18 protein-coding genes are annotated in these 14,022 nt (G+C 61.1%); all 18 read left to right on the top strand.

All coding sequences use genetic code 11. The features are described 5' to 3' along the window. The first annotated feature begins 90 nt into the window (after positions 1-90). The 18 genes from GVL52_RS04505 to GVL52_RS04420 all read left to right on the top strand — a co-directional run bounded on the left by GVL52_RS04505 (position 91) and on the right by GVL52_RS04420 (position 14,022). Positions 91-975, top strand: coding sequence for a VOC family protein (locus GVL52_RS04505; protein ID WP_160004288.1), 885 nt, complete (start codon positions 91-93; stop codon positions 973-975). Next, positions 972-1,814, top strand: coding sequence for a 3-deoxy-8-phosphooctulonate synthase (gene kdsA / locus GVL52_RS04500; RefSeq protein WP_160004287.1), 843 nt, complete (start codon positions 972-974; stop codon positions 1,812-1,814). The genes GVL52_RS04505 and kdsA overlap by 4 nt, the downstream gene beginning before the upstream one ends. Positions 1,815-1,974: 160 nt before the next feature. Next, the gene (gene eno / locus GVL52_RS04495; RefSeq protein WP_160004286.1) at positions 1,975-3,249 is read left to right on the top strand and encodes a phosphopyruvate hydratase; all 1,275 of its coding nucleotides are present in this window, start codon (positions 1,975-1,977) and stop codon (positions 3,247-3,249) included. Positions 3,250-3,389: 140 nt separating this feature from the next. Further along, positions 3,390-3,710, top strand: a complete 321-nt coding sequence (locus GVL52_RS04490; RefSeq protein WP_160004285.1) for a septum formation initiator family protein — start codon at positions 3,390-3,392, stop codon at positions 3,708-3,710. Between the two features lie 146 nt (positions 3,711-3,856). Continuing rightward, a complete protein-coding gene (pdhA, locus tag GVL52_RS04485) occupies positions 3,857-4,903 on the top strand; it encodes a pyruvate dehydrogenase (acetyl-transferring) E1 component subunit alpha (RefSeq protein WP_160004284.1) in 1,047 nt (348 codons plus the stop codon). Between the two features lie 15 nt (positions 4,904-4,918). Continuing rightward, entirely contained in the window at positions 4,919-6,301 is a 1,383-nt protein-coding gene (locus tag GVL52_RS04480; protein ID WP_160004283.1) for a pyruvate dehydrogenase complex E1 component subunit beta, read from the top strand. 18 nt (positions 6,302-6,319) lie between these two features. Then, positions 6,320-7,666: a pyruvate dehydrogenase complex dihydrolipoamide acetyltransferase gene (locus GVL52_RS04475; RefSeq protein WP_160004281.1), complete on the top strand. Its 1,347-nt coding sequence runs from the start codon at positions 6,320-6,322 to the stop codon at positions 7,664-7,666. Between the two features lie 19 nt (positions 7,667-7,685). Next, positions 7,686-8,327: an SGNH/GDSL hydrolase family protein gene (locus tag GVL52_RS04470; protein ID WP_160004279.1), complete on the top strand. Its 642-nt coding sequence runs from the start codon at positions 7,686-7,688 to the stop codon at positions 8,325-8,327. Continuing rightward, positions 8,324-8,911, top strand: coding sequence for a GNAT family N-acetyltransferase (locus tag GVL52_RS04465; RefSeq protein ID WP_160004277.1), 588 nt, complete (start codon positions 8,324-8,326; stop codon positions 8,909-8,911). The genes GVL52_RS04470 and GVL52_RS04465 overlap by 4 nt, the downstream gene beginning before the upstream one ends. 15 nt (positions 8,912-8,926) lie before the next feature. Then, complete coding sequence (lpdA, locus tag GVL52_RS04460) at positions 8,927-10,372, top strand: dihydrolipoyl dehydrogenase (protein ID WP_160004275.1); 1,446 nt, start codon at positions 8,927-8,929, stop codon at positions 10,370-10,372. Positions 10,373-10,451: 79 nt separating this feature from the next. Then, positions 10,452-10,706 carry a GlsB/YeaQ/YmgE family stress response membrane protein gene (locus tag GVL52_RS04455; protein ID WP_160004273.1) on the top strand — a complete coding sequence of 85 codons (255 nt, stop codon included), beginning with the start codon at positions 10,452-10,454 and terminating at the stop codon, positions 10,704-10,706. A 13-nt stretch (positions 10,707-10,719) separates the two neighbouring features. Next, positions 10,720-10,968 carry a GlsB/YeaQ/YmgE family stress response membrane protein gene (locus tag GVL52_RS04450; protein WP_160004271.1) on the top strand — a complete coding sequence of 83 codons (249 nt, stop codon included), beginning with the start codon at positions 10,720-10,722 and terminating at the stop codon, positions 10,966-10,968. 40 nt (positions 10,969-11,008) lie between these two features. Beyond that, on the top strand, positions 11,009-11,983 hold the full coding sequence (gene lipA / locus GVL52_RS04445; protein ID WP_160004269.1) for a lipoyl synthase: 975 nt from the start codon (positions 11,009-11,011) through the stop codon (positions 11,981-11,983). A 66-nt stretch (positions 11,984-12,049) separates the two neighbouring features. Continuing rightward, positions 12,050-12,286, top strand: coding sequence for a type II toxin-antitoxin system ParD family antitoxin (locus GVL52_RS04440; protein WP_160004267.1), 237 nt, complete (start codon positions 12,050-12,052; stop codon positions 12,284-12,286). Positions 12,287-12,291: 5 nt separating this feature from the next. Continuing rightward, positions 12,292-12,576, top strand: a complete 285-nt coding sequence (locus GVL52_RS04435; RefSeq protein ID WP_160004264.1) for a type II toxin-antitoxin system RelE/ParE family toxin — start codon at positions 12,292-12,294, stop codon at positions 12,574-12,576. 15 nt (positions 12,577-12,591) lie between these two features. Continuing rightward, positions 12,592-12,981: a type II toxin-antitoxin system RelE/ParE family toxin gene (locus GVL52_RS04430; RefSeq protein ID WP_306440347.1), complete on the top strand. Its 390-nt coding sequence runs from the start codon at positions 12,592-12,594 to the stop codon at positions 12,979-12,981. A gap of 9 nt (positions 12,982-12,990) precedes the next feature. Beyond that, positions 12,991-13,287 (top strand): HigA family addiction module antitoxin, encoded by a 297-nt coding sequence (locus tag GVL52_RS04425; RefSeq protein WP_160004262.1) that lies wholly within the window; start codon positions 12,991-12,993, stop codon positions 13,285-13,287. Positions 13,288-13,452: 165 nt separating this feature from the next. Next, positions 13,453-14,022, top strand: coding sequence for an AAA family ATPase (locus tag GVL52_RS04420; protein WP_160004260.1), 570 nt, complete (start codon positions 13,453-13,455; stop codon positions 14,020-14,022).

Here is a 14,022-nt window from a genome sequence, read left to right as displayed (position 1 = left end):
TTACACTTCATTCGATTGAAGCCGCAGGCAGCTCTTGCATTGTGGCAAAAGCCAGCGCACATCACTGCCGAATTCAGGAAGGATTTGCCGATGAGTGAGCCCCATCCTCTGGACCACGTCGTCCTGCCTGTTGCCAGCATCGGGCTGGCCCGCGAGCGTCTCGGCAAGCTGGGCTTCACCGTGGCGGCCGATGCCACGCACCCGTTCGGTACCCAGAATGCCTGCATCTTCTTTGCCGACAAAACATATCTCGAGCCGCTCGGCGTGGCCAGCGTCGCAGCCTATGAAGCGTCCGCCAGCAAGGGAAACGTCTTCACGGCACGCGACCGCGCCTTTCGCTTCCGCTGTGGCGAAGACGGTCTCTCGGCCATCGTCTTCGGCACGCCGGATGCAGATGGGGATCATGCGCGCTTCAGAGCCGACAAGCTCAGCGGCGGCGACATGCTGGAATTTGCCCGCCCGATGAAAATGCCGGATGGGTCTGAGACCACAGCGGCCTTCCGGCTGGCCTTTGCGGCTGATTTGCGTGCCCCCGATTTCTTCGTCTTCACCTGCCAGCGCGTCAATCCGCTGCCGAGCGACCGCAAGGCGCTGGAAACCCATGCCAACGGCGTGACAGGCATTGCCGAAATCGTGCTGTCAGCAGCCGATCCGAAGGCCTTCGGACCGCTCCTGCGCCTTGTATCATCCGCAGCCAACTCGCGGGACGACGCCTTCGGCATCAGTCTCGACGCCGGCAATGCCCGGATCAGCGTTCTGTCGCCGGATGGATTGAGCGCTTATTTCGACCTGACCGAACCCACCGCCGATCGCGGCCTGCGCGGCGTCGCCCTGGTCTTCACGGTTGCCGATCTCGCCGTGACAGAAGCGCATTTGGCTGCTAACGGGATGACCTACACGCGCAAGAACAATCGAATTCTGGTGAAAGCGGCGTCCGGGCAGGGCGCACTGTTTGCCTTCGAGGAGAGAAGATGACTGAGACGAATTCCGAAGTGGCTGTGGGCGAAGGCACCGGCCGGGTGGTGTTTTCCAACACCGGCAAGCTGTCGCTGATTGCCGGCCCATGCCAGATGGAAAGCCGCGGCCACGCCTTCATGATCGCCGGCACGCTGAAGGAACTCTGCGACAAGCTCGGCATCGGCCTCGTCTACAAGTCCTCCTTCGACAAGGCGAACCGAACATCGCTGTCCGCCCAGCGCGGCATCGGCCTTGAAACGGCGCTCGAGGTCTTTGCCGATCTCAAGAAGGAATACGGCTTTCCTGTCCTCACCGACATCCACAACGAAGAACAGTGCGCGCAAGTCGCTCCTGTTGTCGATATTCTGCAGATCCCGGCCTTCCTCAGCCGCCAGACCGACCTTCTGGTCGCTGCCGCCAAGACCGGCCGCGCCATCAACGTCAAGAAGGGCCAGTTCCTGGCACCCTGGGACATGAAGAATGTTCTGGCCAAGCTGAATGACAGCGGCAATCCGAACATCATGCTCTGCGAGCGCGGCGCCTCCTTCGGCTATAACACGCTGGTCTCCGACATGCGGTCGCTGCCGATCATGGGCGCCCTCGGCGCGCCTGTTGTGTTCGACGCCACGCATTCGGTGCAGCAGCCGGGCGGGCAGGGCGGCTCGAGTGGCGGCCAGCGTGAATTCGTCGAAACCTTGGCGCGGGCGGCCGTTGCCGTCGGCGTTGCCGGCGTGTTCGTCGAGACGCACGAAGATCCCGACAACGCGCCGTCCGATGGCCCCAACATGGTCTATCTCAAGGACATGCCGCGGCTTCTCGAAAAGCTTCTGGCCTTCGACGCCATCGCAAAAGGCTGACGTTCAAAAGACTGACACGTTCGTGTAATAGGCCACGGACGACATCGCCAAGAAGCATGCGCAAACTGCCCCAGACGGCCCCAAGCGGCCATTGTAATTTGCGCATCTTCGATTAAGACGGATTTCAAACGATTTATCCACCCTCAAGCAGGAAGAGCCGATGACCGCTATTACCGATATTATCGCCCGCGAGATTCTCGACAGCCGTGGCAACCCCACCGTCGAAGTCGATGTCTACCTGGAAGATGGCAGCATGGGCCGCGCGGCTGTTCCGTCGGGCGCGTCGACCGGCGCGCACGAAGCCGTTGAAGTTCGCGATGGTGGCACGCGCTACCTCGGCAAGGGTGTCGAAAAGGCTGTCGAAGCCGTCAACACCGAAATCTTCGATGCCATTGGCGGTATCGACGCTGAAAACCAGATCCAGATCGACAGCATCATGATCGAGCTGGACGGCACCCAGAACAAGTCGCGCCTCGGCGCAAACGCCATCCTCGGCGTCTCGCTCGCCGTTGCCAAGGCTGCCGCCGAAGCCTCCGGCCTGCCGCTCTACCGCTACGTCGGTGGTGCCAGCGCCCACCTGCTGCCGGTTCCGATGATGAACATCATCAACGGCGGCGCGCATGCCGACAACCCGATCGACTTCCAGGAGTTCATGATCCTGCCGGTTGGCGCCGACTCGATCCGCGAAGCCGTTCGCATGGGCTCGGAAGTCTTCCACGTTCTGAAGAAGGAACTGTCGGCTCAGGGTCACAACACCAATGTCGGCGACGAAGGCGGTTTTGCACCGGGCCTGAAGAGCGCCCCTGAAGCCCTCGATTTCATCATGAAGTCGATCGAGAAAGCCGGCTACAAGCCAGGCGAAGACATCTACCTCGGCCTCGACTGCGCCGCGACCGAATTCTTCAAGGACGGCAAGTACGTTCTCGAAGGCGAAGGCCGCACGCTGGAATCCGGCGCGATGGCCGAATACCTCGCGCAGCTGGCAGCCCAGTACCCGATCCTGTCGATCGAAGACGGTATGGCTGAAGACGATTGGGACGGCTGGAAGGCCCTGACCGATCTGGCCGGCAAGAGCGTTCAGCTGGTTGGCGACGATCTCTTCGTCACCAACTCCGAGCGTCTGCGCGACGGTATCAAGATGGGCGTTGCCAATTCCATCCTCGTCAAGGTCAACCAGATCGGCTCGCTGACGGAAACGCTCGACGCCGTCAACACCGCGCACAAGGCAGCCTACACCGCCGTCATGTCGCACCGCTCGGGCGAAACCGAAGACTCGACAATTGCCGATCTGGCCGTTGCCACGAACTGCGGTCAGATCAAGACCGGCTCGCTGTCGCGCTCCGACCGTCTGGCCAAGTACAACCAGCTGATCCGCATCGAAGAAGGCCTCGGCCCGCAGGCCCGCTACGCCGGCCGTTCGATCATCCGCGGCTAATACCCGATAAATTCAAGCAGTTGAAACCCGCGCCCTGATCCGGCGCGGGTTTTTTGTTGCGCCGCGTTCAGAGTCAACGGACGGTTAATCTCTGCTCGGTAGTGTTGTGGCCAAGGGTAATGCGTTTCGAGAATCCGTGTATGTGGACCAAGCATCATAAGAAGAAGAAGATCGGCCGTTTCGTCATTCCGGCGATGGCGGTCGCGTTTCTTTCCTATTTCGGCTATCATTGCATCCATGGCGATTACGGCCTGCGCGCCACCGAAGTGTTCGAGCGCCAGCGGATCACCAAGGAGCGCGAGCTTGCTGTGCTCAAGGGCAAGCGCGAGCATCTGGAGAACCAGGTGGCGCTATTGAGCGATGGTTCGATGGACAAGGACATGCTGGATGAAAAAGCCAGGATGCAGTTGAATTTCTCCCGCGCCGACGAAATCGTCATATTCAACCATTATTCGAATTAACCGAAATCAAGTTAATCGAAATAAACTGATATTTATCAATAATTTAACGCCGAATACGAGCCATGCATTTATGGCATTGCTGTGGCTAAATTTCTTCCCTATGGTGCGCGTCACCCAAGAACCGATAAACCCATAGGGAGGGTTGAATGGCTCCGCGAAAAAACGCGACCGTTTCCAGCCGCAAGACCAGCGCAAAGCCCGCAGCCAAAGCATCGAATGGTGGCCCAGTCGCCGATTTCGATCGTGACGAGGAGATCAAGGCCTATCGCGAGATGCTTCTTATCCGCCGCTTCGAAGAGAAGGCGGGTCAGTTGTACGGCATGGGCTTCATCGGCGGTTTCTGTCACCTCTATATCGGCCAGGAAGCTGTCGTTGTCGGCATGCAGATGGCGCAGAAGGAAGGCGATCAGGTCATCACCGCCTATCGCGACCACGGCCACATGCTGGCAACCGGCATGAGCGCCCGCGGCGTCATGGCCGAGCTGACTGGACGCATCGACGGCTATTCCCGTGGCAAGGGTGGCTCGATGCACATGTTTTCCAAGGAAAAGCATTTCTACGGCGGCCACGGCATCGTTGGCGCGCAGGTGTCGCTCGGCACCGGTCTGGCCTTCGCCAACCGCTACCGCGGCAATGACAGCGTCTCGATCGCCTATTTCGGCGACGGTGCTGCCAACCAGGGCCAGGTCTACGAGAGCTTCAACATGGCAGCCCTCTGGAAGTTGCCGATCATCTACATCATCGAGAACAACCGCTACGCCATGGGCACCTCCACGGCGCGCGCCACCGCACAGTCGAACTACTCGCTGCGCGGCTCCGGCTTCGGCATCCCGGGCGTCCAGGTTGACGGCATGGACGTTCGCGCCGTCAAGGCTGCGGCCGACGAGGCGCTCGAGCATTGCCGTTCCGGCAAGGGCCCGATCATTCTCGAAATGCTGACCTATCGCTATCGCGGCCACTCCATGTCCGACCCTGCGAAGTATCGTTCCAAGGAAGAAGTGCAGAAGATGCGCTCCGAGCAGGACCCGATCGAACAGGTCAAGGCGCGCCTCGTCGAAAAGGGCTGGGCCAGCGAAGACGACCTGAAGGCGATCGACAAGGACGTCCGCGACATCGTCGCAGACTCGGCCGATTTCGCCCAGGCCGCTCCCGAGCCGGATGCGTCCGAGCTCTACACCGACATTCTGCTTTAAGCGGGGAGGGCAACAATGCCTATCGATATCCTTATGCCAGCCCTCTCTCCGACAATGGAAGAAGGCACGTTGTCCAAGTGGTTGAAGCAGGAAGGTGACAAGGTCACTTCCGGCGACGTCATTTGCGAAATTGAAACCGACAAGGCGACGATGGAAGTCGAAGCCGTCGATGAAGGCGTGATCGGCAAGCTGCTGGTGGAAGCCGGCACCGAAGGCGTCAAGGTCAACGCCAAGATCGCCATCCTGCTGCAGGACGGCGAGTCCGCCTCCGACATCTCAGCTGCTGCGCCTGCCGCTGCACCGGCTGCCGCCGAAGCGCCGAAGGCCGAAGAAAAGCCTGCTGCCGCCTCTGCACCGGTCCCGGCCGAGGCGAAGGCACATGTGCCGAACGATCCGGAAATTCCTGCCGGCACCGAAATGGTCTCGACCACCGTTCGCGAGGCCCTTCGCGACGCCATGGCCGAAGAAATGCGCGCCGATGACAACGTCTTCGTCATGGGCGAAGAGGTTGCCGAATATCAGGGCGCCTATAAGATCACCCAAGGCCTGCTGCAGGAATTCGGCGCACGCCGCGTCATCGACACACCGATCACCGAGCACGGCTTTGCCGGCGTCGGCGTCGGCGCTGCCATGGCCGGTCTGAAGCCGATCGTCGAGTTCATGACCTTCAACTTCGCCATGCAGGCGATCGACCAGATCATCAACTCGGCTGCTAAGACGCTCTACATGTCCGGCGGCCAGATGGGCGCTCCGATCGTGTTCCGCGGCCCGAACGGCGCTGCTGCCCGCGTCGGCGCCCAGCACAGCCAGGACTACTCGTCCTGGTACAGCCAGATCCCGGGCCTCAAGGTGATCATGCCGTACACGGCAGCCGACGCCAAGGGCCTGCTGAAGGCTGCGATCCGCGATCCGAACCCCGTGGTGTTCCTCGAAAACGAAATTCTCTACGGCCAGCATTTCGATGTACCGAAGATGGACAATTTCGTCCTGCCGATCGGCAAGGCGCGCATCCATCGTCCTGGCAAGGACGTGACGATCGTGTCCTTCGGTATCGGCATGAGCTATGCGGTCAAGGCTGTCGCCGAACTCGAGAAGATCGGCATCGATGTCGAACTGATCGATCTGCGCACGCTGCGCCCGATGGACCTTCCGACCGTGATCGAATCGGTCAAGAAGACCGGCCGTCTGGTCACCGTCGAGGAAGGCTATCCGCAGAACTCGGTCGGCACCGAAATCGCCACCCGCGTCATGCAGCAGGCCTTCGATTATCTCGATGCGCCGGTTCTGACGATCGCCGGCAAGGACGTTCCGATGCCTTACGCCGCCAACCTCGAAAAGCTCGCGCTTCCGAATGTCGACGAAGTCGTCCAGGCGGTGAAAGCCGTCTGCTACAAGTAACAAGGGGAGGGTATTTCGATGCCTATCAACATCACGATGCCTGCCCTGTCTCCAACCATGGAAGAGGGAAACCTCGCCAAGTGGCTGGTCAAGGAAGGCGATACGGTTAAGTCTGGCGATGTGCTCGCCGAGATCGAAACCGACAAGGCGACGATGGAGGTCGAAGCCATCGACGAGGGCGTCGTTGCCAAGCTCGTCGTCCCCGCCGGCACCGAAGGCGTCAAGGTCAATGCCCTGATCGCCATTCTGGCTGCCGATGGCGAGGACGTTGCGGCTGCTGCCAGTGGTGCAGGCTCTGCGCCCGCTCCGAAGGCTGCTGCTGCCGAAGCCCCGAAGGCCGAAGTTGCTGCTCCGGCTCCTGCCGCCCAGGCAGCTGCTACCGCCGCTCCGGCCGCTGTATCCGCAGCCGCCCCGGCAACTGGCGACCGCCCGTTCTCCTCGCCGCTCGCACGTCGTCTGGCGAAGGAAGCCGGTATCGATCTGTCGGCCATCGCCGGCTCCGGCCCGCATGGCCGCGTCGTCAAGAGCGACGTCGAAGCGGCTGCCGCAGGTGGTGGTGCGAAGGCCGCTCCTGCCGCTGCTGCACCGCAGGCTGCTGCATCGGCCCCGGCCGCGGCTGCGAAGGGTGCGTCGGACGAAAGCGTATTGAAGCTGTTCGAGCAGGGCTCCTACGAGCTCGTGCCGCATGACGGCATGCGCAAGATCATCGCCAAGCGCCTCGTCGAATCCAAGCAGACCGTGCCGCATTTCTACGTCACCGTCGATTGCGAACTCGATGCGCTGATGGCACTGCGTGCCCAGCTCAACGATGCCGCACCCCGCAAGGATGGCGGCGCCGCCTACAAGATCTCCGTCAACGACATGGTCATCAAGGCCATGGCCTTGGCGCTGCGCGATGTTCCGGATGCCAACGTCTCCTGGACCGAAGCCAACATGGTCAAGCACAAGCACGCCGATGTCGGCGTGGCTGTCTCGATCCCCGGCGGCCTGATCACTCCGATCATTCGCAAGGCCGAGGAAAAGACGCTGTCGGTCATCTCCAACGAGATGCGCGACCTCGGCAAGCGCGCCAAGGATCGCAAGCTGAAGCCGGAAGAGTTCCAGGGCGGCACGACGTCGGTCTCGAACATGGGCATGATGGGCGTGAAGAACTTCTCGGCTGTCATCAACCCGCCGCATGCCACGATCCTCGCGGTCGGTGCCGGCGAGCAGCGTGTGATCGTCCGCAAGGGCGAAATGGTCATCGCCACGGTGATGAGCGTCACGCTGTCGACCGACCATCGCTGCGTCGATGGCGCGCTCGGTGCGGAGCTGTTGCAGGCGTTCAAGGGCTACATCGAAAATCCGATGGGCATGCTCGTCTAGGACAAAAGCGGAGACGGAAATGACGAAGACCGTTCTTTGCTATGGTGACTCTTTGACCTGGGGTTATGACGCCGCATCCATCGGCCGTCATGACTTCAAGGATCGGTGGCCGAGTGCGCTGCAGGCGGCACTCGGCAGCGAGGCGAGGATCATTGCAGAGGGCCTGAACGGTCGAACGACCGCATTCGACGATCATCTCGCCGATTGCGATCGCAACGGTGCCCGCATTCTGCCGACCATCCTGCAGACGCATGCGCCGCTTGATCTCGTCATTCTCCTGCTCGGCACCAACGACATGAAGCCGGTCGTCGCAGGATCGGCTTTCGCCGCCTGCCAGGGCATCGCCCGCCTGGTTCGGCTGATCCGCAATCATGCCTGGCCGTTCGAGTTCGACGTGCCCGACATCCTGATCGTCGCGCCCCCGAAGATCCGTGAAACCGCCAACGTGGCGTTTGCGGCCTCTTTCGTCGGCGGCATCGAGGAATCGGCGATGCTGGCGACGCTCTACCGCGATCTCGCCGATGAACTCGGCTGCGGCTTCTTCGACGGCAATTCGGTTGCGAAAACCACGCCGCTCGATGGCATCCATCTCGATGCCGACAATACCCGCGCTCTCGGGCGCGGCATGGAATCGACGGTGCGGATGATGTTGGGCCTGTGAGCACCGGCTCTTTCGTGACGCTCCGTTCCGCGACGCGGGAGGATGCGGCCGAACTGGCGATCCTGGCAGACATCGCCTCGCACGGCTTTGCCTCCTGGCTCTGGCTGGGAGAACTGGCCGGCAATGGCGGCGACACGCCGATGGAGCTCGGTCGGCTGAAGATGCGCCGCAACGACGGCTACGGCAGCTGGCGCCACGCGGTGCTGGCCGAGGCGTACGGCGAAACGGCGGGAGCGGCCATCGGCTACGCGCTGGGCGAGGACGTGAGAGATATCGAGGTCGATCGGGTGGCTCTGCAGCCGGTGATCGATCTGCAGAAGACGGTGATCGGCACCTGGTTCATTGCAACGCTCGGCGTCTATAGCCATCTGCGCGGCATAGGGATCGGCAAAGGCATGCTGGAAGATCAGATCGAACGGGCAGGGACACTGCCGGTCAGCCTGATCACGGCGAGTGATAACGAAGCGGCTCTGGCGCTTTACAAGAACAATGGTTTTTCGGAGCGGGCGCGTCGTCAGGCGATGTCGGTTTTCGAAAGCAGCAGGAAACACGAGTGGGTGCTACTCACCCGCGACGCCCGGTAACAAAGGCAGGAAAACATGGCTGAGAATTACGACGTCATCATCATCGGCTCCGGTCCCGGCGGCTATGTCGCCGCTGTGCGCGCCAGCCAGCTGGGCCTCAAGACCGCGATCGTCGAGCGCGAGCATCTGGGCGGCATCTGCCTGAACTGGGGATGCATTCCGACCAAGGCGCTGCTGCGCTCGGCCGAAGTGCTCGACCACGCCAATCATTTCAAGGATTTCGGCCTCGTTCTTGAAGGCACCGTCAAGCCTGACGTAACGGCAGTCGTCGCCCGCTCGCGCGGCGTCTCGGCCCGCCTCAATGGCGGCGTCGGCTTCCTGATGAAGAAGAACAAGGTTGACGTCATCTGGGGCGAAGCCAAGATCACCAAGCCCGGCGAAATCGTCGTCGCCAAGTCCTCCAAGCCGGTCGTCGAGCCGCAGAACCCGGTTCCGAAGAACGTCAAGAGCGAGGGCACCTACACCGCCAAGCACATCATCGTCGCGACCGGCGCCCGCCCGCGCGCACTGCCGGGCATCGAGCCGGATGGCAAGTTGATCTGGACCTACTTCGAAGCGATGAAGCCGGCAGCCCTGCCGAAGTCGCTGATCGTCATGGGCTCGGGCGCCATCGGCATCGAGTTCGCCAGCTTCTACCGCTCGATGGGCGTCGATGTCACGGTCGTCGAAGTGATGGCCACCATCATGCCGGTCGAGGATGTTGAAGTCACCGCGATTGCCCGCAAGCAGCTCGAGAAGCGCGGCATGAAGATCATCACCAGCGCCAAGATCACCAAGGTCGAGAAGGCTGCCGACAGCATCACTGCGCATGTCGAGACCGCTGACGGCAAGGTCCAGCAGATCGTCGCCGACCGGATGATTTCGGCAGTCGGCGTTCAGGGCAATATCGAAAACCTCGGCCTCGAAGCTGTGGGCGTCAAGACCGACCGCGGTTGCGTCGTCATCGACGGCTACGGCAAGACCAATATCGCCGGCATCTATGCCATCGGCGACGTTGCCGGCCCGCCGATGCTCGCTCACAAGGCCGAGCATGAGGGCGTCGTCTGCGTCGAGAAGATCGCCGGCCTGCCGAACGTTCACGCCACCGACAAGAGCAAGGTCCCGGGCTGCACCTACTGCAACCCGCAGGTCGCCTCTGTCGGCCTCACGGAAGCCAAGGCCAAGGACGCCGGCCGCGACATCCGCGTCGGCCGGTTCTCGTTTGCCGCCAACGGCAAGGCGATTGCGCTCGGCGAAGACCAGGGCATGTGCAAGGTGATCTTCGACAAGAAGACCGGCGAACTGCTTGGCGCCCACATGGTCGGTGCGGAAGTCACCGAACTGATCCAGGGCTTCGTCGTCGCCATGAACCTGGAGACGACCGAAGAAGAACTGATGCACACCATCTTCCCGCATCCGACGGTGTCCGAAACCATGAAGGAAGCGGTTCTGGATGCATATGGTCGCGCCCTGAACGCTTGATAATTTCCTTTTGCGCCCTTTATCCCGGGATGGCTCTGGCTTTCCCGCCAAAGGGTGGAAAAAACGAAAGGAAATCATCATGTCTATGGGTACGCAGGCATTGCTCATCTTTCTCCTGATCGGTCTGGTCGCGGGGTTCCTCGCCAGTCTGGTCGTCGGTGGAGGCGGATTGATACGATGCCTGCTGAGCGGCATCATCGGCGCGTTCGTCGGGGGCTTCCTGTTCAACGCGCTGGGCATCAACATGGGAATTGACAGTGCCATCGTGGTGCAGATCATTCACGCCACCGTCGGCGCCATCATCGTGGTGCTGATCGCAAGGGCGATAGCGTAAGGACAGGGGCAGGATGGCAGGCGTAGGCTGGATTGCGGCAATCATCATCGGCGGTCTCGCGGGCTGGCTCGCGGGCAAGCTGATGGAGGCGCGCTACGGCATATTGCTGAACATCGTGCTCGGCATTGTCGGCTCGGTGGTGGCGACGGCCATCCTTGCGCAGTTTCATATCGAAGTGGCCGGCGGCAGGCTCGGCTATTTCGTCACGGGTTTTCTTGGCGCCTGCTTGCTGATATTCCTCGCGCGGCTCGTGCGCCGCTAGAGAGCCTTGGCCGCATGGAGCGGCGGAGAGTTGGACGACAATGGTAACTATTCTCGACAGGATCAATCCCGACGCTGAAAAGCGCGTGCGCCACCCGGAAAAGGCTCATCGCCCGGACCAGGAAGTGCTGCGCAAGCCGGACTGGATCCGCGTCAAGGCGCCGACCTCCAAGGGCTACGCCGAAACCCGCGCGATCGTGAAGGAGCACAAGCTCGTCACCGTCTGCGAAGAGGCTGGCTGCCCGAATATCGGCGAGTGCTGGGACAAGAAGCACGCCACCTTCATGATCATGGGCGAGATCTGTACGCGCGCCTGTGCCTTCTGCAATGTCTCGACAGGCAAGCCGAAGGCGCTCGACATGGCCGAGCCGGAAAGCGTCGCCAAGGCGGTGAAGGAAATGGGTCTGTCCCACGTCGTCATCACCTCGGTCGATCGCGACGACCTTGCCGATGGCGGCGCCGAACATTTCGAGAAGGTGATCTGGGCGATCCGCGCCGCGTCGCCTGATACCACGATCGAAATCCTCACCCCGGACTTCCTGAAGAAGCCGGGCGCGCTGGAACGCGTCGTTGCTGCCAAGCCGGACGTCTTCAACCACAACATGGAGACGGTGCCCGGCAACTACCTGACGGTTCGCCCCGGCGCCCGCTATTTCCACTCGGTTCGCCTGCTGCAGCGCGTCAAGGAGCTCGACCCGACGATGTTCACCAAGTCGGGCATCATGGTCGGCCTCGGAGAGGAGCGCAACGAAGTGCTGCAGCTGATGGACGACCTGCGCACGGCCGACGTCGATTTCCTGACCATCGGCCAGTACCTGCAGCCGACCAAGAAGCACCACGCGGTCATGAGCTTCGTCACCCCTGACGAGTTCAAGTCTTACGAGACGGTCGCCTACACCAAGGGCTTCCTGATGGTCGCCTCCAGCCCGCTGACCCGCTCCTCGCACCACGCCGGCGACGACTTCGCCCGGCTACGCGCAGCACGCGAGAAGAAGCAGCTGATCGCTGCCGAGTGAGATAGTTCTCACACGTGGCTTGCTGTGGCATGATGGTTTTCGACCAACGTAGGAGAGGACCGCGCCATGCCTGTTGTGACTGTGACCGTGCCCGATCCGATGAAGGCCTGGCTGGATAGCCAGGCGGAGACGGGCCGTTATGTCGATGCGGCCGACTATGTGCGCGACCTCATCCGCCGTGACCAGGAGCGGGCGGCAAAAATCTCAAACATGCAAATGCTTGTCGATGAAGGTCTCGCCAGCGGCACGAGCGACGAAATGATGGATGATATCCTGAAATCCCTTCACGAGGCGGCGGAATAACAAAGATGGCGTACCGCCTGACACGCCAGGCCGCCGATGACATCCGCAAGATATACGCCACCGGGCGCCGGTTGTTCGGCAAGCATCAGGCCGATCAATATCATCTCCATCTTCGCGATCTTTTCGAGATGCTTGGCGACAGTCCGAGAATTGCTCGACTTCGGCCGGAGATCGTTCCTCCAGTGAGAGTTCACCCGTACGGTTCTCATTTGATCATCTATCGCGAAGCGGAGATTGGCGGCATTCTGATTGTTCGCGCCCGGCATGGTCACGAAAATTGGCAAGCATGAGCCTTGCAGGCACGCATGGCGATCAACCATATCGACAAGAAGAAGCAGCCGATCGCTGCCGAGCAGGGCACGAAGTGCACGGTCGGCATTGATACTTGTATCGTTTTCCGATACGTATATGCGATGATCGTTGGCTTTCGCAACAAGCAGACGGAGGGCCTGTTCCTGCGACGTGATGCACGCCACTTTCCGGCTGACGTCATAGAGCGGGCGCGACGGAAATTGATGGCTCTCGACGCTGCCATCGGCCTTGATGATTTGCGCGTGCCGCCCAGCAACCGTCTTGAGGCGTTGAAGGGCAGTCGTGCAGGTCAGCATTCCATGCGCGTCAACGATCAGTGGCGAATCTGTTTTGTCTGGAAAGACGGAAATGCCGATCAAGTCGAATTCTGCGACTATCACTAGGAGATGCGGATGCAGATCATTCCTGTCGATCCTGTTCACCCCGGCGAAATCCTCAAGGAGGATTTCCTGCAGGAATATGGGATATCCGCTTACAGGGCGGCAGTGGATATGGGCATTCCCCGGACCCGCATCGAAAGAGTTTTGCGCGGCGAGAACGGCATCACCGCCGATACAGCGCTGCGTCTTTCCCGCTATTTCGCCAACAGTCCGGAATTCTGGCTCAATCTGCAACGCACCTACGATCTTTCGGTCGCTAGGCGTGCTGCCGGTGATCTGAGCGCGATCACGCCTGTTCAGGCGGCCTGATCGTTTAACAGCAATCGGGCAGAGGCGTTGGTGTCGGAAACTGACTATCACAAATTCCATCGACCTCGAGCGCACAAGAAGAAGCAGTTGATCGCTGCCGAGTAGGGCTGTTGTTTGATCTCTGAAGTTGTGTAAATTGCGCGGCTCCAATTCAGGAGCTCGCAGATGCAGAACACGATCTCAACCATCGAGGAAGCAGCCGACCTGCTGCGAACAGCGCAACGGATTCTGGTGATCGGCTGCTCCGGTGGTGGCAAGACCACGCTTTCGCGCGAGCTTGGTCAGCGGCTTGGTCTGGAGCACATCTCGATGGATCGTGATTTCTACTGGCTACCGGGCTGGGTAAAGCGCCCAAAGGCCGAGGAGCGACAGATGATTGCTGTTGCCGTGGCAAACGATCGGTGGCTGATGGATGGCACCGGTCCATCGACTTTCGATCTGCGGCTGCCGCGCACAGATATCGTTCTATGGGTGCGCATGCCGCGCCTGTTGTGCATCTGGGGTGCCGTCAGCCGCTGGGTCAAATGGATCGGGCGGACACGACCGGAGATGGCGCCCGGGTGCAGGGAAAGGGTCGATGCCGAGTTCATACGCTATATCTGGACGTTCGAGACGCATTTCGCGCCGATCGTCGAGGCTGCCATCGCGACACACGGCCCCAACGTGCCGGTTTTTCAGCTGAAAAGCCGCCGCGAAATGCGTCACCTTCTTGATCTTCTCGGCTCCGCCGATTAA

The organism is Rhizobium sp. 18055 (genome assembly GCF_902706285.1).
In the GTDB taxonomy this organism is placed as follows: Bacteria; Pseudomonadota; Alphaproteobacteria; order Rhizobiales; family Rhizobiaceae; genus Rhizobium.
The sequence above is the reverse complement of the archived record's forward strand: the minus strand, read 5'-3'. Positions and strand labels throughout refer to the sequence as shown.